Source organism: Nocardia sp. NPDC041819 (assembly GCF_055590505.1).
On the sequence record NZ_JBVJAP010000006.1, the window covers coordinates 36,546 to 59,109 of the forward strand.

General features: G+C 64.9%; 24 protein-coding genes and 1 pseudogene. 12 read left to right on the top strand and 13 right to left on the bottom strand.

Features of this window, described 5'->3' with window-relative positions; all coding sequences use genetic code 11:
• Window positions 1-37 precede the first annotated feature (37 nt).
• The gene (locus ACZ6DL_RS19145) at window positions 38-2,293 is read right to left on the bottom strand and encodes a SulP family inorganic anion transporter (RefSeq protein WP_466052753.1); all 2,256 of its coding nucleotides are present in this window, start codon (window positions 2,291-2,293) and stop codon (window positions 38-40) included.
• Window positions 2,294-2,876: 583 nt separating this feature from the next.
• On the opposite strand from ACZ6DL_RS19145, the gene ACZ6DL_RS19150 reads away from it, so the two are divergent.
• The 8 genes and pseudogenes from ACZ6DL_RS19150 to ACZ6DL_RS19185 all read left to right on the top strand — a co-directional run bounded on the left by ACZ6DL_RS19150 (window position 2,877) and on the right by ACZ6DL_RS19185 (window position 9,523).
• Complete coding sequence (locus tag ACZ6DL_RS19150; RefSeq protein ID WP_466052754.1) at window positions 2,877-3,050, top strand: hypothetical protein; 174 nt, start codon at window positions 2,877-2,879, stop codon at window positions 3,048-3,050.
• A gap of 303 nt (window positions 3,051-3,353) precedes the next feature.
• On the top strand, window positions 3,354-3,800 hold the full coding sequence (locus ACZ6DL_RS19155) for a MarR family winged helix-turn-helix transcriptional regulator (RefSeq protein ID WP_466052756.1): 447 nt from the start codon (window positions 3,354-3,356) through the stop codon (window positions 3,798-3,800).
• A 245-nt stretch (window positions 3,801-4,045) separates the two neighbouring features.
• Complete coding sequence (locus ACZ6DL_RS19160) at window positions 4,046-5,317, top strand: PucR family transcriptional regulator (RefSeq protein ID WP_466053264.1); 1,272 nt, start codon at window positions 4,046-4,048, stop codon at window positions 5,315-5,317.
• 132 nt (window positions 5,318-5,449) lie between these two features.
• Window positions 5,450-5,842: a hypothetical protein gene (locus ACZ6DL_RS19165; RefSeq protein WP_466052758.1), complete on the top strand. Its 393-nt coding sequence runs from the start codon at window positions 5,450-5,452 to the stop codon at window positions 5,840-5,842.
• Window positions 5,843-6,007: 165 nt separating this feature from the next.
• A pseudogene (locus ACZ6DL_RS19170) lies at window positions 6,008-6,666 on the top strand (CoA-transferase).
• A 199-nt stretch (window positions 6,667-6,865) separates the two neighbouring features.
• On the top strand, window positions 6,866-7,660 hold the full coding sequence (locus ACZ6DL_RS19175) for a hypothetical protein (RefSeq protein ID WP_466052760.1): 795 nt from the start codon (window positions 6,866-6,868) through the stop codon (window positions 7,658-7,660).
• Between the two features lie 423 nt (window positions 7,661-8,083).
• The gene (locus ACZ6DL_RS19180; protein ID WP_466052762.1) at window positions 8,084-8,821 is read left to right on the top strand and encodes a hypothetical protein; all 738 of its coding nucleotides are present in this window, start codon (window positions 8,084-8,086) and stop codon (window positions 8,819-8,821) included.
• Between the two features lie 72 nt (window positions 8,822-8,893).
• Window positions 8,894-9,523, top strand: coding sequence for a TetR/AcrR family transcriptional regulator (locus ACZ6DL_RS19185; RefSeq protein WP_466052764.1), 630 nt, complete (start codon window positions 8,894-8,896; stop codon window positions 9,521-9,523).
• 599 nt (window positions 9,524-10,122) lie between these two features.
• Here the strand turns inward: ACZ6DL_RS19185 and sigJ are convergent.
• From sigJ to ACZ6DL_RS19200, 3 genes are all read right to left on the bottom strand, one after another.
• Window positions 10,123-11,043 (bottom strand): RNA polymerase sigma factor SigJ, encoded by a 921-nt coding sequence (sigJ, locus tag ACZ6DL_RS19190; protein WP_466052765.1) that lies wholly within the window; start codon window positions 11,041-11,043, stop codon window positions 10,123-10,125.
• Window positions 11,040-12,233 carry an NAD(P)/FAD-dependent oxidoreductase gene (locus ACZ6DL_RS19195; protein ID WP_466052767.1) on the bottom strand — a complete coding sequence of 398 codons (1,194 nt, stop codon included), beginning with the start codon at window positions 12,231-12,233 and terminating at the stop codon, window positions 11,040-11,042. Before ACZ6DL_RS19195 ends, sigJ begins: the two co-directional genes overlap by 4 nt.
• 253 nt (window positions 12,234-12,486) lie before the next feature.
• Window positions 12,487-12,744: a Tn3 family transposase gene (locus tag ACZ6DL_RS19200; protein WP_466052769.1), complete on the bottom strand. Its 258-nt coding sequence runs from the start codon at window positions 12,742-12,744 to the stop codon at window positions 12,487-12,489.
• A gap of 6 nt (window positions 12,745-12,750) precedes the next feature.
• On the opposite strand from ACZ6DL_RS19200, the gene ACZ6DL_RS19205 reads away from it, so the two are divergent.
• Window positions 12,751-13,227 carry a transposase family protein gene (locus ACZ6DL_RS19205; protein WP_466052771.1) on the top strand — a complete coding sequence of 159 codons (477 nt, stop codon included), beginning with the start codon at window positions 12,751-12,753 and terminating at the stop codon, window positions 13,225-13,227.
• A gap of 340 nt (window positions 13,228-13,567) precedes the next feature.
• Here the strand turns inward: ACZ6DL_RS19205 and ACZ6DL_RS19210 are convergent, their stop codons facing one another.
• The 5 genes from ACZ6DL_RS19210 to ACZ6DL_RS19230 all read right to left on the bottom strand — a co-directional run bounded on the left by ACZ6DL_RS19210 (window position 13,568) and on the right by ACZ6DL_RS19230 (window position 17,694).
• Window positions 13,568-14,137 (bottom strand): DUF3558 family protein, encoded by a 570-nt coding sequence (locus tag ACZ6DL_RS19210; protein WP_466052772.1) that lies wholly within the window; start codon window positions 14,135-14,137, stop codon window positions 13,568-13,570.
• Window positions 14,138-14,159: 22 nt separating this feature from the next.
• Entirely contained in the window at window positions 14,160-14,657 is a 498-nt protein-coding gene (locus ACZ6DL_RS19215; protein WP_466052774.1) for a hypothetical protein, read from the bottom strand.
• Window positions 14,654-15,886 (bottom strand): hypothetical protein, encoded by a 1,233-nt coding sequence (locus ACZ6DL_RS19220; protein ID WP_466052776.1) that lies wholly within the window; start codon window positions 15,884-15,886, stop codon window positions 14,654-14,656. Before ACZ6DL_RS19220 ends, ACZ6DL_RS19215 begins: the two co-directional genes overlap by 4 nt.
• 297 nt (window positions 15,887-16,183) lie before the next feature.
• Window positions 16,184-16,618 carry an RDD family protein gene (locus tag ACZ6DL_RS19225; protein ID WP_466053266.1) on the bottom strand — a complete coding sequence of 145 codons (435 nt, stop codon included), beginning with the start codon at window positions 16,616-16,618 and terminating at the stop codon, window positions 16,184-16,186.
• Between the two features lie 398 nt (window positions 16,619-17,016).
• The gene (locus ACZ6DL_RS19230; protein WP_466052778.1) at window positions 17,017-17,694 is read right to left on the bottom strand and encodes a hypothetical protein; all 678 of its coding nucleotides are present in this window, start codon (window positions 17,692-17,694) and stop codon (window positions 17,017-17,019) included.
• Window positions 17,695-18,088: 394 nt separating this feature from the next.
• Between ACZ6DL_RS19230 and ACZ6DL_RS19235 the strand changes: the two genes are divergently transcribed.
• Complete coding sequence (locus ACZ6DL_RS19235; protein ID WP_466052780.1) at window positions 18,089-18,415, top strand: hypothetical protein; 327 nt, start codon at window positions 18,089-18,091, stop codon at window positions 18,413-18,415.
• 9 nt (window positions 18,416-18,424) lie between these two features.
• Here the strand turns inward: ACZ6DL_RS19235 and ACZ6DL_RS19240 are convergent, their stop codons facing one another.
• Window positions 18,425-19,627 carry an MFS transporter gene (locus tag ACZ6DL_RS19240; protein ID WP_466052782.1) on the bottom strand — a complete coding sequence of 401 codons (1,203 nt, stop codon included), beginning with the start codon at window positions 19,625-19,627 and terminating at the stop codon, window positions 18,425-18,427.
• Window positions 19,628-19,718: 91 nt separating this feature from the next.
• On the opposite strand from ACZ6DL_RS19240, the gene ACZ6DL_RS19245 reads away from it, so the two are divergent.
• Both ACZ6DL_RS19245 and ACZ6DL_RS19250 read left to right on the top strand, forming a co-directional pair.
• Complete coding sequence (locus tag ACZ6DL_RS19245) at window positions 19,719-20,315, top strand: TetR/AcrR family transcriptional regulator (protein WP_466052784.1); 597 nt, start codon at window positions 19,719-19,721, stop codon at window positions 20,313-20,315.
• Window positions 20,316-20,812: 497 nt separating this feature from the next.
• Window positions 20,813-21,019, top strand: coding sequence for a hypothetical protein (locus ACZ6DL_RS19250; protein ID WP_466052785.1), 207 nt, complete (start codon window positions 20,813-20,815; stop codon window positions 21,017-21,019).
• 255 nt (window positions 21,020-21,274) lie between these two features.
• Here the strand turns inward: ACZ6DL_RS19250 and ACZ6DL_RS19255 are convergent, their stop codons facing one another.
• The 3 genes from ACZ6DL_RS19255 to ACZ6DL_RS19265 all read right to left on the bottom strand — a co-directional run bounded on the left by ACZ6DL_RS19255 (window position 21,275) and on the right by ACZ6DL_RS19265 (window position 22,483).
• Window positions 21,275-21,583, bottom strand: coding sequence for a DUF6802 family protein (locus ACZ6DL_RS19255; protein WP_466052787.1), 309 nt, complete (start codon window positions 21,581-21,583; stop codon window positions 21,275-21,277).
• 502 nt (window positions 21,584-22,085) lie between these two features.
• Entirely contained in the window at window positions 22,086-22,247 is a 162-nt protein-coding gene (locus ACZ6DL_RS19260) for a hypothetical protein (RefSeq protein WP_466052788.1), read from the bottom strand.
• Complete coding sequence (locus tag ACZ6DL_RS19265; RefSeq protein ID WP_466052790.1) at window positions 22,244-22,483, bottom strand: hypothetical protein; 240 nt, start codon at window positions 22,481-22,483, stop codon at window positions 22,244-22,246. Before ACZ6DL_RS19265 ends, ACZ6DL_RS19260 begins: the two co-directional genes overlap by 4 nt.
• Window positions 22,484-22,564 lie beyond the last annotated feature (81 nt).

Sequence of the window (22,564 nt, forward strand, 5' to 3'; positions counted from 1 at the left end):
GGCCGGAGCACGTGTTGCCATCACCATGGACGCGAGTTCATCGGCCAGACCAGCGAACTCGCCCCCTGCCAGTCACCATGACCGGTTCGTCGACCTGATCAGTGAATTCGCTGACGCCGTCGGTGGTGACTTCGAGCATGCCGGCGGTGGAGATGTCGAAGAACAGGCCCGATACCGTCAGGCCGCGGGCAGCGGCGGCCTGGCCGATCACCGGGTGGTGTTGCAGGCTCTGGAGCTGAACGGCGACGTTGACCATGCTCAGCTGGGCGGTTTCGTCATAACCCGCGGCCGCCGCGGCCGCCCGCACCGGGTGCCCAGCACGGTAGGCATCCAGGCTCGGGCGGGCATGCGCGAGCCAGTTGTCCAGTCCCGGTCCGGTGGAGGCGCCGGCCAGCAGGGCCGTCATGGCACCGCAGGAGGAATGGCCGCAGACCACCACGTTGTGCACCTTCAAGTTGTCCACCGCGAAGGACAGGGCAGCCTCGACCGACGCGTCCGAGCCGTCCGCAGGGTACAGGTTGCCGACATTGCGGATGGTGAACAAGTCACCAGGACCGCTGTTGGTGATCACATTGGGCACGATGCGCGAGTCGGCACAGGTGAGAAACAGCGAGTGCGGATTCTGCTGGTCACGCAGCTGGTCGAGGTGCGGCCGGATCACGTGGGCGTGGCTGCGATGGTAGGCGACGACGCCGGCGGCGACCGCGTCACCGTTTCGGTCTCGCCACGGGCCGAGCACCTCGTCGAGCATGCCGCGCGCCCGGCCGCGCCGAGGCGGGCCGGTCATGGCGTGCTCCATGCGCACGGTGCCGATCTCGACGAATTCCACCTTTCCACCAGTACTTTCGTGCTGACGGACCCAATCGTGGATGGCCTCGTAGCCGGCGTGGTCGAGGAAGTCGACGGTCAGCTCGACAAGCACGTCCGTACCGGTCGGCACCATGGCCAGCTTCTGGGTCAGCTTCGGCAGCGCCAGGAACGTGCACGTGCCCTCGACGCGGACGATCCAGCGGTCGGTGCCCGCCACCGGCGTGACCTGCACCGATACCTTCACCACTCGCCACAGCAGCATCGCGAACGCCATAGCCAAGCCGATCAGCACGCCCTCGAGCAGGTTCAGAAACACCACGCTGACCATGGTCACCGCGTATACCGCCAGCTCGCCGGTGCGATGGGCGAGCCGGATATGGGCCAGCTTCACCAGCTGGACGCCCACCACGACGAGCAACCCGGCCAACGCCGACTTCGGGACCTGCTGCACGACGCCGACGAGCGCGATGGAGAACACCAGAATCCACACTCCGTGCAGAATCGCCGAGGCCCGGGTGCGGGCACCGGCGGCCACATTGGTGGAACTCCGCACGATCACGCCCGTGACCGGAAGTCCACCGAGCATGCCGGAGGTCATGTTGGCCGCGCCCTGAGCCACCAGCTCGCGGTCGAAGTCGGTACGCCTGCCAGTGTGCAGCTTGTCCACGGCCACCGCCGATAGGAGGCTTTCCACACTGGCGATCAAGGCGATGGTGAGCACCGCCGGCACCACCCCGCCCCAGTTGCCACTGGGCGCGGCGGGCAGGCCGATGGCGTCGAACAGCGAGCTGTCGATCTTGATGCGGTCCGGATCGCCAGGCAGCACGAGCGACAGCATCGTACCCATCAGCACCGCGGGCAACGGGCCTGGGATCAAGCGAACCTTCTCGGGTACCCGGCGCCAGGCGACAATGATGCCGATGACGATCACGCCGATGACGAAGTCGTCACCGTGCGCGTTCAGCAGCTGACCGGGGAGTTCGGTGATGTTCTCGGAGGCCGAGCTGCGCGACGCCGAGCCCAGCAGCACGTGCACCTGCTGCAGCGCGATTGTGACACCGATACCGGCGAGCATGCCATGCACGACGACCGGCGCGATCGCCAGCGCGGCACGCGCGATCCGGCTCAAACCGAACATGATCTGCAACAGGCCGGCTGCGGCGGTGATGAAACAGGTTGTCTTCCAGCCGAACTGGTGGATCGTCTCGGCGACGACCACGGTGAGGCCGGCCGCCGGACCACTGACCTGCAGCGGGCTCCCACCGAGGAAGCCGACCGCGATGCCACCCACAGCGGCCGCGATCAGGCCGGCGGCAATCGGGGCGTCGGAGGCGATGGCAATGCCCAGCGACAACGGCAAGGCGACAAGGAACACCACGATCGAGGCGGGCAGATCATGGCGGGCGATCGACGAAAGCCGATCGAACCAGGGGCTCCCCGATGGAGCGGCCGATATACGGCAAGCATCGGTATCCGTGGACATATTTCTCCTTCGCCAGGCCTACGGGCCGGGCCGGTCGGTCGAACATCAGGCATCGAAAGCAGTTGCGGGACGACGGTTCCGAGATATCAGTGTCCGGCAGCCTCTCCAGCATCAGGAGTTTTCCAGTATCAACGTACTGGCGATAGCGCAGCGAAAACGGCCCAAACAAATTTTTGTGACCGGCACTATTCCGAGGGGCAGCGCCTCCTCCGGCGTCACAACGGGCCACCGACAAAATCTGGATTCAGAAACTGGTCTACATGTGACGGTAAGCGCGCCGCTGTACAGAGGTTTTGCCTGGCAGCGCAGGCACCGGGTGTAGCACCGCAGGCATCATGGTCGACATGGCATATTCGATGCCGGTGACGAAATGCCACAAGTAATTAGCTGAACTATCGTGTACATTCGGGTCACAGTTAGTAGTGATGCTACTGCTTGCTGTGATGATCTACCACCACTCGGTAAATAGTTGATCTAGAAATACAAAGTCTGGAAAACGACGTGCAACGACCCTCGGTTTCATGATCTGATCGTTCCGTCCCGAACCGGTAATTTCTCCATGAACACGACTGAGGATGACTGTATGAACTCGAGAATTATTCGCCCGCTCGCCGTCGTCGCATTCGCGCTGTCCGCCACCGCCCTCGGTGTCGGCACGGCCTCGGCAGATACCCCCGTAGCCACCCCGGTCGCGGGCTCGGTGGAGGTGTGCGTACCCATCCCGGTCGGCCCTGTCGAGCTGAGCCTCTGCCTGTAGCCGGCTAGCTCGAGTGGCACGCGGCGGTGCCGACATGGTCCCGGGTGAGCGCAACGGCGCGCTTTCCGGTTCGAAGTCGTCACCGCCGCGCAGCCTGCGCAAAAGATCGATAATCGGGTACTGAAAAACCGGGCCGGCGCCAGGATCAGGCGAACAGCCCGCACACCGGCACGGTCACCAAGCGCGATGAGGGCTGCCTGGGCGGCGCATCGACCCTCCACGTGACCAAGCATCCGACAGGCGGCGTCGAGACCGAACGCCACCCATAATTCGCTTCCGGTCAGGGGAGTCAGGAGTTGCATGTTGGCCGTTGATGCCGCGGATGCCAGAGCGCTGGCCGCCACGGGGGCGCGCCTGCGCATTGCATTGACCGTGATTTTGCGCCGCGTCCGGAGGGATCCGAATGACTGCCGATTGTCCGCGACGCAGTGGGCGGTGCTGGGGCGCTTGCATCGATGCGGAGCCATGTCCGCTGTCGATCTGGCTCGCCTGGAGATGTTGCGCCCGCAGACGATGCGCAATGTCATCGACGGGTTACGAGATCAAGGGCTGCTCGTCGGCGTACGCGACCCGATCGACAGACGCCGCGTGAACCTGATGCTCACCGACGACGGCCTTGCCTGGGCACGGGGGCAACAGGGAGCACTGCACGATGCTTTCGCGCGGCTTCTGTCGGAGAGCTTGCCGTCCGACGAACTGAACAAGGTGCACGAAGCGCTGGATCTGCTGGAGAAGATCGCCTACGGGTGATCCACCGACGCTGTGCGCTCCCCTGCGGCAGGCGAGCGCACAGCCGATAGAGTGCGCTGCGCAGCTCACCAGCCTCTCGGCACATCAGGTCGAGGCTCTAGCCAACTGTCATTGTGAACTATCACCATCGCTGCCTGACGGCTCTCCCGATATTCACGTTACTCGGAGTAAACCGTTCTCTACGTTCTTGCTCTAGTTACGCTGGTGCAATAGCACAGTTAACGGGGGTGGAAGGAAGCTCCACCATGTCTCTCACCTTCGCCGGACGGCAAGGACTCACTGTATCCGGTCGGCCCATGTCCCTGCCGCTGAAAGACGTGCGCGCCTTGTCGCGGCAGATGGTCGGGCATTTTGTCGAAACCGTCGCCCCCTGCGGCACCTTGCCTGGTGACGCGATCCATGGCGACATCACCATCATCACCCGCGTGTGCTTGGAGCTGGCAGTCAGCATGCTGGACGGCAGCAATATTTCAGAGAAGACCGGGCAACTCGAAGAGGCTGCAGCGCAATGGGCTCGTGAAGGCGTGCCCATCGGTACCATTCACCACGCTATCCATGAGGGCTTCAAGATCGGCTTCGACCTGGTGGTGTCCACGGCCTTCGCCGAGCAGCGTGCCTCCGGCTCAGCTGACACCGAGCCGATGCCCACCGTCAGCACGGCCGATTATCGAAGCATCCTCGACGGCGCCAAACTCGTCGTCGAAATGCTCGACACCATGACCACGGCGGTCTCGGCGGCCTATGTGCGTGAACTGCGCGCGGTCGTGTCGGAGCACCACACGGCGGTGCACACGCTCACCTCGGCGCTGCTCGGCGGACACCCCACCTCCACCATGGCCCGAGAGTGTGGAATCGACATCTCCGACCGCTATCGGGTCATAGCGCTCGCCATCCCGTCTCACCCGGACGAGTCCAACCCGATGCTGGACGCGAAAGTCGTTGCCCGTCGCAAACTCCGGCGTGTGCAGGCGGAATTGGCCACCCGCTGCGACGACACCGTGCTGTCGCTGCTCTCGGTCGACGGCGGCACCCTGCTCATTCCCGCCGATCACATCACCAAGGGCAGCCTGAAGGAACTGATCGGGCATCTGTCGCGGGCGGCCCGCGTGCACATCACCGCGACCGAGGTCACTGCCGCTACCGACACCGTGCCCACTGCCGCGGATCAAGCCCACGAACTGCTCGACATGGTCACCCGGCTCGGGTCGGTGCCGGGCCTGTATCACTTCGACGAGTTGGCTCTGGAATACCAGCTCACCCGGCCCGGCCCCGCCCGCGAACAGCTCGGGTCGCTGCTCGATCCACTGGATGAATATCCGGAATTGCTGGAGACTCTGCAAATCCATATAGCGCACAACCTGAACCGCAGGCGCACCGCGCGGCTACTGCACGTACACACCAACACCGTGGATTACCGGCTCAAGCGGATCGATCAGCTAACCGGATTCGATCCCACCATGGCGAGCGGGCTATGGCGTCTCCGCTCGGCATTGGTTGCCCGCACTTACCGAAGGTAAGCAGGCGCGGATTACTCTGGTCGATCAGCGTCGACCGCTCGCGCCGCGGAACGGCATCGCACGCGCTGGAGAGCGCCGCCGATCGAAGGATTTCACGACCCGGTACTTCTACGCTTTGTGAACGAGGGGATTTTGCGTGTTCTGCCCTGTTACCGCACCGGAGCCGGCCGATGGAAAATCGCGCAACAGAATCAACAGAAGGTCGACCTCGACAACGGTCGGGGATCACTCTCGAACAAAGTCGACGAGTTGGAAATAGAAATGGATGATATGCGACGAACCGAAGTCGGCGGATTGCGCGCGACATGGCGCCCGTTCCAGAACCACCTGATCTCCATCGTGGCAGTCCACGAGACATCCGGTGCCACGCCGATCGTATCCTTCGGCCCCGAGGACTTTCCGGATCTGGCACAAGCGCGAGAACTCCTTCCGGAAATGGCCAAGTTGTGGGATGCAGTACGCCACGACTTCTGGAGCAAAATCATTCCACCGCAACCACGGTGTCGACAATTGCGATGGAGGTGATCTCGACGCCACGGCACTGATGCGTGCACATCAGGCAGCCAACAGACGACCACCGCGGGTAGCAGCGACGCAGCCTGAAGGGCCAGGGGTCTCAGACCGTGTCTCACACCGTTGTGGCTGGTTATGACGGTTCCCGCGATCGTCACCGCGCTCGGCGCTGCCGCCGTGCTCGCGGCCAGCGTCTACTGGGCGCTGCACCGGCGCATCGCCGCCGGCACGACTCTGGCCGTGCCGATCGTTTCCCCCTCCCCCGCGCGCACTGTCATCGGCGGAGTCGGCGGCACCTCGACTTGGCTGTCGTCTACTGCCGTCGGCGACCTGCAGCAGGTCGAGAACGGCATGCTGACCATGGGCCCGGCGGCGGTCGGTGACGACATCGATCCCGACCTGACCAACGCGGGCAAGATCCCGGTCACCGAGCTACTCGGCAGGGCCTACTTCCACCACGCGGACTCGTTCGCGATGATGCGCGGCGGGCACCTCGACGTGTGCGTGCTGGGCGCCTTTCAGGTCTCCGCGACCGGTGATCTGGCGAACTGGCACACCGGCGCGCCCGACGCCATCCCCGCGGTGGGCGGCGCGATGGACCTCGCCACCGGAGCCAAGCAGATCTTCGTGATGATGACGCTCTTCAGCAAGGACGGCGCTGCGAAGTTGGTCCCGTCATGCACCTACCCTCTTATCCGGATCGGCTGCGTGTCCCGGGTCTACACCGACCTCGCGATCTTCGATATCGAACCCGGCGCGGTCGTCGTCCGCGACACCTTCGGCATCACGCTTCCGAACTCGCCAGCCGGTTGGATGTACCCGTGCGAGGTCGATGAGCGGCTGCCGGAACTGCGGGCCCGCCTCGAGCGGCTGCGGTCTTGCTCCCGCCCTGAGGCCGGCGGGCTCCGTCCGAGCTCCTCAAAATGCGCGGATCGCGAAAGTGTGCCCGCGACCACTCCGCTTAAGGCTATATTTCCTGGCGTTAAGGTTGGTGCGGCTCAGTGGTTGCAGCAATACGGAGAGATGGGAGACGTCATGGTCGATTCGAACGACATCCGCACGATCGTCGGCCGGAGGGAAGTTTCGCGGCAGGACGTACTGGCGTGGGAGTCGCGGCGTGCCGACATGGTTCTCGCCAAATTCGCGGCACGACTCGGCGCTCGGGGAGCTGAGGAACTTCAGGCCGGCCCGACGATCAGCGAGCTACGCGGCGCTCCGCTCGATACTCGCAGGGAAGCGTTGGCCGCCTTGAAGCTTCGGCTCGGGCACGCCGGTGTGTACGCCGTGCTCAAACGCGAACTGGCATTGTCGGAGCGCATGGCCCGGATCGGTGCCCGAGTCAGCCGGGGCAAGGTCAAGTACTCGGTTACCCGGCTCACCGCCCCCGGCCTGTCGGCGGATCGCTTCGCGGAGTGGTTCGGCAACCTTGTCGTGGTGAACGATGAACTCGCCATGGACGTGGCCTGCCCTGACCACTATCTGGTGCGCGGCCTGCCCGACGGCCGTCAGGAAGTTGTCGAGACGACCGGCGGTGCCCCGGCGGCCTCGCGGTTTCTGGTCGACTACAACCGAACCGACGCTGTCACGGTTCCGATCGACCCCAATTACCCGATCCAGATCGCGGGCACCGCCCTGCTCGATGACGGCTTGGTCATCGGTGGCGTCCGGCACCAATTCCGTGACCGCGCCGGTGGCCTGGAGGCGCTGGTGACCGCGCAGTTTCCCGGCTCGCTGCCCAACCGGATGATTCACCAGCACGAGTGGCATCTGGCCTGCGAGTTCAGCAACTGGCTGATCGCCTCGGCTCCGTTCGCCGCGTCTGGCTCGTGACCCTGACGACGTCCAGCCTGCGGTAGCTACGGCGATGTGGTCGCCTAGCTCTCCACGAGCCTTCCCTTGCATGCAAGCGCGGTGGCGCGAAGGGTCGATCCGACTGCGCTGCGGGAGCAATCAGCCAAGGCTGACGGTAACGCCATAAATAGTGGCGTTAATTATGCGCAACCTCTTGACATCGTGACTCTCGCAACCGAAGCTGTTAACGCAATAAAGACTTGCGTTAACGGGTGGCCCCCACCCGCCGGAATCAGGACCCGAGAGGAATGGTCGGTGCTGACCAGGAGAAGCTTCATGATGCGTACGGCGGGTGCGACAGCAGCCGTTACCGCTGCCACGGCCTTTGTCGAGGCAGGAACCGCGTTCGCGTCCCCAGCGAGACCAGATATCGGCGGGCTGCGCACGGTCATCGACGGAACTGTGGTCGACCCCCTCAGGGTTCTGGAATGGGAGCGTCGGCGGCTCTCGGTGGTCGCGGCACGGTTGCGTAAGGACTATGTCGGGCTGCTGACCGGTGAACTCGACTCGCTGCTCACCCGCTTCGAGACCAGCGTCGACGATGTCCCCGGCGCGCGAGCAGCGCTGGCCCGGGCCCGCGTGCTGATCGGTCCCGATGGGTTGCGTGAGCTGCTCGCCGGCGAGCTGGTCGCCTCCGAGGCCGCTACCCGCGCGACGCTGGCCGCGTCGGGTGGACGGTGGGTGGTGGGGGCCGTCGAGATCGTCAGTAATCGCGGCAGCGCCCAAGGCATGGTCGATTGGTTCGACCGCGCGCGGGTGGGAAACGACCGCGCGGTGTGGACCGATGCGTGCCCTGATCACTACATCATCGCCACTCAACCCGACGGGCGGCAGGAGGTGGTCGAAGTGACCGGCGGCGCGATGCTGGCCAGCAGGTTCCTCATCGAGTACACCGACCCGGGCAAGGTCGTGGTGCCCGCGGATCCGGCCTACTCGCATGCGATTGCCGGTGCCGCCTACCTCGCCGATGGTGAACTCATCGGCGGGGTCTGTCATCAGTTTCGCGACGAACCCGGCGGCGGGTTCCGCAGCCAGCTCAAAGTCGCGTTCCCGGCCGCGGTTCCCGGTTTGTACGTCAGCGAGCATAAGTGGCACCTGGCCTGTGAATTCGGCAATTGGATCCAGGCCTACCTGCGCTGACACGTGAAGACCAGACCGAGCGCAAAGGCGTACCTGCACGGCGGCACCTCGGTGTCGCGTAGAACTGGGACCATGGACCAGCGCGCTCCCGATATCGATGATCCGCGGCAGTCGATGCCCCCGGCTCCGCGCAAGCGGACCGGTGGGCGCTCGGCGCGGGTCCGCGAGGCGGTGCTCGCGGCGACCTTGGAGCAGGTCACCGAGCACGGCATCGAGGGACTGACGATCGGTGATGTCGCGGCCCGCGCCGGTGTCGCCGAGACCACGATCTATCGGCGCTGGGGCACCCGAATGGCGTTGATCGCCGACGCCGTCACCGAACTCGCCGCCGCCGGTAATCCCGTACCGGACACCGGGAGCCTGCGCGGCGATCTGGGTTTGCTCGCCGAGCAGGTCTCGCAGCTGATCTTGCAGCCGGGGATCGCGCGGCTGATCGGTACCACCGTCGCTCTGTCGGCCGACCCGGAGGTCGATGCCGCGCGTCGCCGGTTCTGGCGTGATCGATTCGAACTCGGCTCTCAGGTGATTGGCAGGGCGATCGAGCGTGGTGAACTGCCCGCGGCGGTTGTTCCGCGAGCCGTGCTCGAAACCCTGTCCGCGCCACTGTATTTCCGGCTGCTCGTCGGTGACGAGCCGATCGATGAGGCCTTCATCGCGCGCTGCGTGGACGACACTCTCACCCTGTACGGCACGACGCGCTGATGCGGTGGCTGTCGTGTGCGGCCGCCACGGGATCGTAGGCCGCACACGACAGCGTCATCGAGCAGGGGCGACCGCCGTCCTGAGTTTCGCCGCGGTGGCTGCCCGCACGTCGGCTTCGCCGACTCCCGGCGCGGTTTCCACCAGGAGAGCCGACTGGCCGAAATACCGGCCGCGGCTGCCAGGCTTCGCAGGCTGATGCCGCGGTCCATGCGTGCCCGCTTCAACGCGGGCCCGATCTTGTCCTGCATCAACGCATCTCTGTTCACTCGACCGAACAACTTCACCAACAGTGAACGCTATTTGTTTTATCATCACTGAACAAACGCATGTCGCGGGCGACGCGGTGAGGCACCGTCCCCCAAGTGCTCTACCTGGCAGATCTCCCTCGTAGTCGCGTAGATTGCCAATGCTGACCCCCTGCCCTCTTGGGAACTCGCTGGGCCCTCATGTTGCGCAGTGGTTGACATCACTCCTCTTGATGTTCCATCGGAATGAAGGCATTTGCGGTGGCTATCCCCCCGGCCCGTGGACGTTCAGCATGCCGAATGGCCGCGCTGGTCGCGGCATTATGGGAGGTCGGCACCGCGTGCGGGGTGGGGTTACGTCATGGGTGTTTCGGTGCGACTGATCGCGCGAGGGATTCCGAGGGCGGACAGTTTGTCGGGGTTACGGATTCCGTAACCGTTGATGATCCTGTCGTCGGCGATGTCGAATACGAGAAGGGCTTCCAGTTTGTCGCCGATATAGCACGCGAGTGCCGGTTGGCTGTTGCAATTCACTGTCTCGATTCGAACCTGCGGTCGCCGTTGCGCGTATCGGAAGACCGCCATGAGAATCGCGCCCACCCGTTCGGCGCCGGCGATCACCAGTTCCGGCAGCGCGGTGACCTTGCCGCCGCTGTCGGTCGTCCAGGTGATATCTGGCGCGAGCATCGACAGCAAGCCTTCCATGTCTCCGGTGGTCGCAGCGGTGATGAAACGTTCGGTGACCGCAGCGGTCCGGGCGGTGTCGACGGGGCCGTATCGCTTGCGCCGGGCTTGCACGTGGTTGCGGGCTCGGCGCGCCGTCTGATGGACGGCGTCGATGGATTTACCTGTGGCGGATGCGATCTCGTTGTAGTCGAAGCCGAAGACCTCGCGCAGCACGAAGACCGCCCGCTCGATGGGGGTGAGCGTTTCCAACACCACCAGCATCCCCATCGAGACCGATTCGGTCAGCACAACGTCGCTCGAGGCGTCACCGTCGGTGAGTAGCAGCGGCTCGGGCAACCACGGGCCGACGTAGTCCTCGCGGCGGCTGGCACCGGCCCGCAACGTATTCAACGCCTGCCGGGTAACTAGTTGGGCCAGATAGGATTTGGTGTCACGGACAGTGGTCAGGTCCACGCCTCGCCACCGCAGATAGCTGTCTTGCAGCACATCGTCGGCTTCGGTCGCCGAGCCGAGGATTTCGTAGGCGATGGTGAACAGCAGCGGTCGCAGGTGCACGAAACGCTCGGTGCGTTCATCGATGGGGGTCACGGCTGCACGGTCCTCTCCGGTTCGGCTGCGCGCAGTTCCTTGCGCCTGCCCAAGCCCATGAAGGTGGGGATCGCGCCGGCCTTGCGGGCTTCCTTGCGGATGGTCGCGATCGGGCCGGCGAGACCCACCCGCTCCTTGATCTGCCCGGCCACGCGCCCGCCGAGGTACATCGGCACAGGTGTGTCGTCACGGCGGCTGAACTGCATCACACCCGCGCGGCTGCCCAAGCCCACGGTGCACGCCACGAACGCCACGTCCAGCACGCTGGGTTCGGATCCCGCGATGCGGGCCAGCACATTGTCGGCGGCCTGGGCGCCCAGAGGCTGGGCGGCATAGCAGCTCATCCGCAGTGGCCGCCCCGAGGGCGCGACCGCGTCCCCGGCGGCGACGATGCGATCGTCGTCGATACTGGTCAGCGTCTCGTCGGTCAGCAACCGGCCCAGCTCGTCGGTGCGCAGGCCGCTGCGCGAGGCCAGCTCGGGCACCCCGAATCCGGCGGTCCATATCGTGAGCGCACTGGGCAGCACATCGCCGTCGGCCAATACGACCCCGTCGCGTCGCACCTCGCGCACTCGCACCTCCTCGCGCACATCGCCTCCATTCCCGGCCAGCCACTTCGCCACCGACCGCCGCGCCGGATTCGAGAAGTTCGCCGCCAACCTATCGCCACTCACGATCGTGACGGTGCGGCCCTGCTCGACGAGTTCGGCGGCGGTCTCGATTCCGGTCAGCCCGCCGCCGACCACGACGATCGGCGCCTCCACGGGTGCCTCCCCCAGCGCGGCGCGCAGCCGCTGGGCGGGTTCGTATTCGGCGATCGGATAGGCGAACTCGGCCGCACCAGGTACCGACGCGGGCACCGTGGCGGTGCTGCCGACCGCGTAGACCACATAGTGGTATCCAAGCGCGCGCCCAGAACTCAGTTCCACCATGCGAGCGGCGGTATCGATGCGGACGGCGCGATCCACGACGAACCGCACACCCGCGCCGAGCAGCGTGTCGTAGCCGATAACGGCCTCGTGGGTACCGGCCACGAACTGGTGCAACCGCATGCGCTCGACGAACTGGGGGCGCGGATTGACCAGCGTGATCTCGATATCCCGACGCAGCCGCAGCCGATTGGCCGCTACGGCACCGGCGTAACCGCCGCCGATGACGACCACTTTGGTGATGGCGTTGAAATCAGTCATGCCCTTGAGACACGCCACACCACCCGGATCTGACACGAAGTGACACCCGTCACGTTCGCGGCCCCGCAGCCACGCACCGCTGGGATTACAGACCCGGGACAAAACGCGGTGCACGCAAATCGGCATGAGTAGCGTGCGTTCGCCCGCCCTGTCACCTCCGCAGGGCATCACCAGGACTTCTGGTTGCACTGCGCGGGACCGCCTTCCGTCTCGAAACCATGGTTGCGAGACGGAAGGCTGCACACCGCGAGTCCTATCCGCCGAGTGCCAGGCGGCTGTTCATGTTCAGCTTGACCTCGCCGTAAGGGAGCACATGCGACCAGAACAGCGGGGTCAGCCCGCGTTCGTCCTCGGCGGTGAGCTCGACGGGGCAGTCGGGGTCGTCGAGGATGTCCTGAATCATGAGCACGTTCACATAGACAAGGGCGGCCTGGCAGATCCGCAGGCACAACACGCTCATCTCCTGTTCGTCGCGGCGGACGGTCTTCTGGGCCCGGCCGAGTTCGATCATCGCCTGATGTACCCGCAGCGCTACCACGACATCGAGATCAGCAAATCCGGAGTGTGGCGCATCCTCAAACGCCTGGACATTGGCCGGTTGCCGGCGTCGCAGCGGTACAAGCGGCACGATCGCCGCTGGAAGCGGTACGAGAAGCAACGACCGGGCCATCACGTGCAGATTGACGTCAAGTTCGTCGAGCCTCTGCCCGGCAAACCGGGTGCTGCTTTGGCGGCGAAACCGGCTGGCCGGCGTGGGAAGTTCTACCGATTCACCGCGATCGACGACCGCACGCGGCTGCGGGTGATGCGGATCTACCCGCGCAACAACCAGAGGACGGCGATCCAGTTCCTCGACTACGTGCTTTCGCAGCTGCCATTCGCGGTCGAGACCATCCAACGGACAACGGGGCGGAGTTCCAGTCCGGCTTCCACTGGCATGTATTCGACAAGGGCATCAACCACGTCTACATCAAGCCCCGCACGCCGCGACTGAACGGGAAGGTGGAGCGCTCGCACCGCATCGACGCCGAGGAGTCCGGAAATGCGCGGGTCGCCACGTGGTCGTGAGCGTTCGCGACGGACGCCGGTTGCCGACCCATCCTGCGGAATGCGTGCTCGCTTGCATCCGGGCCTTTGGAACAAGTCACTGACCGAATACGTCCCCGAACCCGCCTACACCTTCAGTCCTTCGCACATGCGGTACATGGTTTGTAGGGCTGATGCCTTTACGTCACGGTTTCGGTCGATACCATCGGCCATCGGCACGACGACAGCACCGCGGGTCACCCATTATTCGGAGGGACTGCAAAGGCTCGTGAATGCGTCCTCGGATGTTATGCGGGCTGCGCTCGCTGGAACGCTGCGGCTATCGCTGATCGGTTCCGTTCGCAGACGTCGTCTCCGGGACTCGATGGCCGAGCGGTCAAGGAGGCATCGGACGGAACGATATTGACTCCGAGGTTACCGTTCGCACCTTCGGTGAAAGCCGTGCAGCCCTTGCCCTCCCAAGCATTCAGCGTGACACGACGGCCGACCGTGTCGGTGAAGGCGCGTGACTGTGCGTTCTCGCCCCACGCCGGGATCGGTTCGCGCATCCAGCTCACCGAGATCAGTCCCTCTGTTTCCGAACCCCAGCTGCAGGATTCCGCTACCACTCGCCCGTCTTTCTCGTCGGTTGTTCGATGCGGAGCCAGCCCTTGCTTGCCGACCGCGTCGAAGACTTCGTTCGGGGTCAGCAAGGCGCACACATCCAGGCCAGATATCGGGCTCACGCTCGGCGCGGCACGTGTGGTGGACACCGGCGAGCTCGCTGTGGACGTCGCCGACGCAGGCGTATGTGCGGCATCGGGATTCGATTCAGAGCATCCCGTGATGGCTACAACGGCCGCGGCCGGTGCGATCACTGCGAGGGAGATACGAGCAAACTCAGACAAGCCAGCTCCTCTGCGTGTTGGGGTGGTCATCGAAGTCGTCCGGCCAATCGCTGGGCCCGACCGTCTCGGGCGCTTGTCTGCGGCGGCTCGGGCTGTGCATCGTTCGGTCCGGGCGGGGCGGTGGCGGGCTGGCGCTCGAAACCGTGGTCGCTGGCGGATCGGGCTGGCTCACCTCCCACGGCCATATGTAGTGTGGCGACGATTTCAACGCCATCACCTCGGGCGGCAGGTCCGGGGCGAGGTGTTTTTCGATTTCTGGCCACCTGCAGTGTCCGGTGAGGACCTGGGCGGCATACTGGCGCAGCTGCGGCGAGGCGTCGGGTGCCGATGCCAGCCACGTCATGAACTTTTCTTCGACGCGGATCGGCTGCACGATGTCGTCCAGGGATGCGTTGTCCAGCTGGATGGTCGCGGTGGACAGGTCCGCGGCCGAAGCCATGAACGCTCGCAGTTGTGTTTCGACCTCGGGGTCGAGATCGGGGTCGATCATCCGTTCTCCCAGGGGTTGGCGCCGACGTCGTAGCCCTGCTGGGGCGCCTTCTGCTGCGTTTCGGCGCCTGCGGCGATTCGCGCGACATCGGAGCTGACGATCGCCGCCTGTTGCGCAGTAACAGCAGTCTGGGTAAGCGGAGACAGGTTTTCGTTGAGCCGAGCGAACTTGCCTGGTTCGCCGCTCTTGCTGCCGGTGATGCTCGACAGCAAGTTCTTCGCCGAGGTGACCAGGTTCTTGATCTTCTCCAGCAGCGGTTTGATGGTGTTCCAGACGCTCAGCACGATGTTCGCCAGACTCGCCACCTGGTAGGCGGTACCGGCGACAGGCACCTTCTTCAGCGCCACCTTGACCAGGTTTTTGCCGTCGGAGACGTCGACCTCGGCCTCGAGCATCTCTTTCAGCTTGTTCGCGATGGCCAGGCACGCCTCGGTGACCTGCTGGACGAGCGTGGTCATCACGAAGTCGACCGTTCGGCCGACCGGTCCCCACCATTCCAGGGCAGCGCTGAGGTTTCGGCTGTGGTCCTCGAACGAGATCGCCGCCTTGCCGTCCCAATGGGAGCCGAGTTTGTTCACTCCCCACGACAGGTTCTTCGAGCTGTCCTCGACAGCGGCTCCAGCGATCCGGTAGGTGGCTCCGATGCGTTTGAGTTCGTTCCAGTTGCCGCTCAGGGGTTCAAAGAGCTGGTTGAGCGGGCTCCACTCGTTGTTGGTGGCCTGCCGGATGCCCTGGTTGAAGTCGCCCAGCCAGCCACTCTTCTCTTCGATCTTGCGAACCAGGTCCTCTTCGATGGTGTCCGGAGGCCCGAGCGAGATCGTCGTCGGAGCGGAATAGGCCACAGGATTCGCATACGCGGCGGTGACACCCTGCTCCGGGGCGTTCGCACCGGCCGGAGCAGTCGTAGGGTATTCGAGGGTCGCCTGGTTCAGTGCCTCGTAGTTCTTCTGATCCTGCTCGTGGTAGATCCACGCCGCGCGGTTGAGGTTAGTGCCCGAAACGGTGGTGATCGAGGCGAAGTCGGCGAACCGCTGCACCGTGAAATCGACCAGGTCACCACAGGCGGGCACGATCTCGGAGATGATCCGCCCCATTGGCTTGTTGGACGGGCTCGCATAGGTGTGGACGTAAGCGGAGGCATTCCGCAGGTCAGTCCCGATCGTCCCCATGAGGGCCGACATGCCCGCGATCTCGGCCGGTGACGCTTTCAATACTTCGGTCAATGTCACATCTCTTCATTCGGTGTACAGATCCCCCCACAGCGGCCCTCGGCAGCGGCAACCTTCTCGCGCCGAATTCTGGCCCGGCGAGACAGCCCGCGAACGCATCCAGGCCGCTGTCGCCTCCTGATCGGATACGGCGCAATCGTCGCTGGTGACCACTCGAGGGGCCCTACTGCCGATGTCGGCCCTCTGCGATCTGGCTCACCCCACCCCCGTCGCGACCGGATATCTAGAGAAGCCGAACCTAACACATTGCGCCTCAAGATCTTTCGGCTCGAGTCCTCGCCGAGGTGTTCGGGCAGGTCAGCCAAGAAGCTGCAACGGCGCTCCGATCGTGGCCAGGACACCTCGGAACCACTGCTCGACCAGTCGCCACAGGCTTGGGTACCCGCCGTCGGCCTGCCTCAGTTGCAGCCCGAACACCGCTTTACCCGCTGTAGTCCGGAACAGCCGCTGCAGCAGCGTCCGGTGGATGAATGAGGCGGCGATACCGGCTACCACGCCAGCCACGATCGGGGAGACGGCAGCATCCGGGGATCGCTCCATCGCGTACCAGACCAGTCCGCCCACCACGACGTGCAGCAGCATATCGAGAACGAACGCAGCAGCGAAGACGACGAATCCGACCCGCGTCCAGTCCTGGCCGGGTGGGCGTTGCCCTGTCATGAATTCGGCGGTGTCGGCGCGCGCCGCTCCAGCCTGCTCGCGGAAGTTCTGAACTGGTGGGGTGTCCTCCACCAACAGCTCTCGACAGTCTGTCATCGCTTCGATCCGATCCTCCGGAGAACTTGTGTTTGATCGAGATTGGTAGCTGCGGAGTGGTCACACAGGATTGGACGCAACTTACCTCCATCTGGTTCCTTCTCTGCTGGCCGCAAGGCTGCGTCAGCTTCACACCGGCCGCCCAGCGATGCATGCAGCCTCGGTCCCACGAGCTGCCCCCGGGAGATGTCGCCGACAAGAAACCTCCTGAGTACTGCGACTCCCCCGCCATGGTCATACAGACGGGCGGGGACGCACCAGTGCCCGTCGTACAGGCACTTTTACACAAGGAGACGTCGATTCCGCGCTGAAGATTCGATGAAACGAAGATCCAAGAAGTCCCGTGCTGGAACAGCTGGGGTCGCGGCGGCCGGTTACCCGCGCTTGCGGTTCTCGCGTACCACGACGTTGCCGTTGCCCGAGTAGGTGACTTCTTCGAAGGTGGCGAATCCCAGCTCGTTCAGGGCTTTCAACGCCGTGTGCGAGTTGTAGTTGCGCGTCTCGCCGGAGTTGCCCGGGACACCTGTCGCCAGTGCGATCAGCTGGAGCGGGGGCCAGAGGACACCGTTGACAAGCACGCCATAGGTGTGAGGCTTGTCCGGCGTCTGGTCGCGGGTGGCAAGAAAGACTTGGTCGGCAGTGATCTCGACGTGCTCGCCACGGATCATGATCTTGGTAGGGCTGCCCATATCGGACATCTTGCCATCGCACCGAACAAGCGCGAGCGGCGCAAGTAGCCTGCCGCGCACAGTGATTCGCCAGGACGCGGGTACCAGGCCCTTACTGAATGCTCCGCAGGGTGAACGACGCAGGCGCCGCACCGTAAGGGACCCGGGGGGTAGGGCGGCATCGGTCGGACGCTCTCGCACCCTGGTACATCTTCGTCGGGGTGACGAATCGACCGCGCGGCCGGGGGTCTCCGGCAACTGTATCGGGGATTGATACCCGGAACGCTCGGGGCTGTCGACCAGCGACAGGTCCCCGAGGGACAGCGCCGCGGCCTCGCTGCGGCGCAGTGAGGCCGCGAAGGTCATCACGCGCAGGCAGATCATCCCACGACGAGTCAAGACAGTCTGCCGGCTGCACCATCACCGCCGCTCCGTGGACACCTTCCGGACGAACAACTCCTCCGGCCAGAAAGTGTCTCCCAACATCAGCTGATCGAACAGAACGCAGACGGTTCCAGGTTTGTCCTCGGAATCCCAGACAGCCGACACGTTCCGGCCCTGTTCGTTCCCATGGCGGCTCAGCCAGTAGATTCTGTCGCCCGGACTGAGCTCGAATGCGCTGACAAATTGTCGGCTCGACGTCGTGCGAAGACTCGGTCGTCCGACCCGCGCGTCGAATTCGTATTCCCCCGGTCGGCCGGGGGCATCGCCAGACGATCCGGAACTGCTCGTCGATCGGCAAGGCAGGTAACAACGGGTTCAAGAGGTCGAGCGCGTTGTGCGGTTGGTTGTTACTGAGTCCGGCGATCGTCGGGGTAGTGAGAAATTCGCGCAGCGTCACGGCGATCCCGAGTTCTCGGTCGAGTCGGGCGGCTGCACCCCTGCACTCCAGTACCCCGGCGCGGCTGCCGCGATCGCCGCCGCGCACTTGTCCGGGAACGAGCTCGACGCCCTGCTCGACGCCCTCGATGCCCGGATCGCTGCGGCCAACACTGTGAGCGCAGCACTCTCGTCGATGCTCGATGAGACCCCGACCTGGCCTGACCACTGCACATCGGCCGGAGAACCGGCTGACGGCGTTGGCGTCGTGGAGCAGCTCAAATGAAGGGCCCGGTTATCGCAGGGCGTCGTCGGTACGGGCGGTCCAGATCGCCACGGCGGCCAGCAGGGCGCAGACACCGCCGAGCCACAGCACGCCCTGGAGGGTGAGCGAATCGACGATGACGCCGCCGATCAGCGCGCCGAGACCGATCGACAGGTTGAACACCGCCACCCACAGCGACGACGCCGCTTCCACCGCGCGGGGGGCGGCCTTGATCATCCAAGTCTGCAGGCCCACGGACGCACCGCCGTAGGAGAGACCCCAAGCGATCAACAGGACGATACCGCCGACCGTGGTTCCGCCCAGAAGCTGGAACAGCGGCATCGCGACTGCCAAGGCCACGGCGATGGTCAGCACAGTTCGGTACGTGCTGCGGGAGAGCGCCGAGCCGGCGACGAAGTTGCCGATCATGCCGGCCACACCGAATGCGAACAGCAGCGGGCCGATGTAGCGCTCGTCGATACCCGACAGCTGCTGCAGTGCCGGGCTCACGAACGTGTAGGCGGCGAAGTGCCCGAACACAATGAGCACCGTCGCGATGATGCCGACGCGCACTCCTGGGCTGCTGAACTGCGCCCATAGAAGCTTCGGCCGGACAGCCTCCGCGGCAGTCAGTCCCGGCAGCACCGCCAGCAGGGCGATCAGGGTGACCAGCGCCAAGACGCTCAGCGAGGAGAAGGCGATCCGCCAGTCCGTGAGGTCGCCGACCAAGGCGCCGAGCGGCACGCCGAAGACGTTTGCGGCTCCGACACCGCCGAAAATGACCGCGGTTGCCCGTGGTACGTCTTCGGGGACTGCGAGGCGCACGGCGAGGCCGCCGGCGACGGCCCAGAATCCACCGATCGCGATTCCGACGAGCACCCGAGACCCCACTAGGACGGCGAAGTTCGGCGCCAGGGCCGAGCCCAGGTTGGCGACGGTCATCAAGGCCATCAGTCCGACCAGCAGGATGCGCCTGTTCAGCGAACCGACGACGACCGGGACCAGCACTGCCGCCAACGCGGCCACGATGCTGGGCACCGTGACCATCAGCCCCGCCGCTCCCTCGGAGACCGACAGCGCGGACCCTACCGAGGTGAGCAGACCGATCGGCAACTGCTCGGCGGTCACCAGCAGGAAAGTACCCAGCGCCACCCCGGCGACCGCTGTCCAGTGACTCCTCTCCGGAACTTCCGGTTCTCGCGCTCTAGCGGGGCTGTGTTCTGCGGTCGTCATCGGAGCCTCCTGTCGATATGGGAGCGATCGCTCCCATATCCCAGAACTTAATATGGGAGCGATCGCTACACAAGTGGCGTAGGATGGACTCATGGGACGTCCCCGGCAGTTCGATGAGCAGGATGCGGTCAACACGGCGACGGAACTGTTCTGGCGGGGCGGTTACTACGCCACCTCGGTGCGCGATCTGGGTGTCGCGCTGAATCTCACACCGAGCAGCCTGTATCGGACGTTCACGGATAAGCACACCCTGTTCCTGCGCGCACTCGACCACTACCGGTCCACCGACTCCGCCGAGGCCGAGCGGCGGCTGGATACCGGCGGCCGCCCGGTGCGTGCGGTGCTGCGGGAATGGATGCTGTGGCTGATCACCTGCCCGGCCAACGGCGAGCCCGGTCGCGGATGCTTCGTGGTCAACACCGCCACCGAACTCGGCACCACCGACGACCAGATCCATCAGCGGACCGAGGCCGCTTTCGAGGTCACCCGGCGGGCCCTGCGCTCGGCCCTGGCCGAGGGGCGCGCTCGTGGGGAACTGTCCTCCGATCTCGACCTCGACGATGCAGTGGAGTTGTTGTTCACCACTGTCCTCGGCCTCCGTGTGCGGGAACGCGCCGGCCACGACCTCGACCGTCTGACCACCGCGATAGATGTCGCGATCCGGGCCCTGGGTCCGACGGGTCACTGAGCAGGCGGCTTCCTGCACGGATGGTCGCTACCGGTACCGAACGACCCGATGCTGCGGACTCGGTTCGTGTGCGGGTGGTTTTTATGCAGGTGCCGGATGGAGCTCCGCCGACGCTCACCTCGACCAGCCGCCCGCACCCAGCCGCAACCTCGAACCGGGATCGTCTTCGGCCATCGGGGCTCTGATCGTGGCCGGACCTATTCTGGGTGCTGATCTGGGTTGATTCCGAGTGCGGCGGTGGTGTGCGGGTTGTCGTGCTTCGACAGTTCTGTCGACGAGCTCGGTGATTTCCGAGCTGGGAGCGAAGCTGCGTGCGGCTGGCCAGGACGAGCTGATCAGTTCCGTGGCAATCAATGCCACAACTCCGAATCCGACCGTGCTGTCACGGTCGACCCAGTCCTGCCTCGGCAGCCCTATCCTCGACACCGACGGAACCTGCTCCTAGACAACGTATTTCAGGCGCGGCGCAGTAGTGTGACGCTATAGACTTCCCCGCCATGTCGAAGTATCTGATCAGTGGGGCGATGATCGCGGCCTTCTCCTTCGGCGCGGCTGGTACGGCGGCGGCTGATGAAACCGTTGACTACTACTCCACTCACGGAGCTTGTGTCGCGAATGGAGTGGCCGAATTCGGTCAAGAAGGGCTGGGTAAGACCTGGTTCTGCCGTCAAACCGGTAACCAGTTCGAACTGTTTCGCCGCTAAGGGGATACAGGATCGGGGTGGTTCCGCGCCCGCGACGAGATCGATGCCGCCGCACCCGCTAGGAGGCCGATGGGATCTCTCGGTGACCGACTACAGCTGGTAGCTGTTTCAGACGCTGCAAAGTGCTGACGGGGGTCGCTGTCTCGCCGAATCGACAACTCATCAGCGTGGTGCCGTGCAACGAGTGTCAGCGCAGTTCCGACATTGCCCGACCCGGCGCTGCCGCACCCTCCCTCCACGGGAAGGCGGCGCCGCTCAAGTGCCCAGCCGCCCCTGATCCGTCCGAATCCACTCCGAGGTTCCGTCCGGGTGTCGATGGAATTCCCAGGCGGTATAGTCGCCGTCCTTCTCCACCACCTTGAGGTGATCGGCGAAGCCGTCGTGATCGACGTCGGTCCACACCTGCATGGCATCGTCGCCGGTGATGGTCACGCTGTCGAGCAGACCGTCTTGGTCGACGTCCTGGGTGGGATGGTGCAGTTCGACGGCGCCGAGGCCGCCTAATTCGGCGTGCGCGTCGATATGCGGTAGATCCAGTCCCGGAAGATCACCCGACGTGACCATGGCCCCCGCTTTCGGGCACCATGCCTTCGAAGAACTCGGCCAGCATCGGCCCAGAGTATCGAGGTCTTGGTCGCCATTCAATACCTGTGTACCACTGGTCGCCGAATTCGAAGCCAACCTGGGCCACCTGCGCACCCGCGAAGGCATGGCCAAGGCCCGCGCCAGGGGCGCCTCAAAGGCAAACAACCGAAACTGCCACTCGCAGCACGCAAAACGATCCATCGCCGCTGCCACGACCCCGACGACGCGAGCCTGGCCGACCCCGCCGCGGAATACAGTGTCGGCCGCTCCACCATCCACCGGATCATCAGCAGCAGCACCACCCCGCCCCGGACCTGACGCTCGCGCCCGTTGCGACTAACCCCGCCACTACCCGGCACCGGCAGTCCGACGTCGCCGCTGGTCAAGCCAATTTCGTATTCTCGCGCGATTACTACCGGAACCCCGAGTCCCCGGACGCAGCAGGTTTCCTCCGTTGTAGACCGAGCGCTACCGAGCCGCGCTACAGCACGCCGCCGAGCGAAATACCCAATCGCGCAATGACCGCCAGCTCAGCGAGGTCGATCTTCTCGCCCAGACCGGCAGCGTAGAGAGGGTCGGCGGCAACGGCGAGAATCCGGTCCGGCGCTCGGAACGCCAGGTGAGCGAAGCGCGTGGGCGTCACGGTCGGCGCGGGTGAAGGTGGTGCCGTCGGGCAGGCACCTCCAACATCTGCTCCAGTCCAGGGCCGCCGCCGTAGAGCTTGTCGGCGGCGGCTGCGGTGATGTCATCGATCAGCCGCGCGATGAGCAGCGCTAGCGTGCTGGTACCGCTGCCCGAATAGCACCAGCTGATCCCGGGAGTATCCCGCCGCGGAGCCAGGTGCACGGTGCCGTCGGATGTGGAACTGAGCGACCGCATCGAGCAGGCCCGCCGCCAGATCCCGTTGACGCCAGCATGAGATCTCGAGGTGGTGTCCTGAAACCGACAGGGACGAACTCC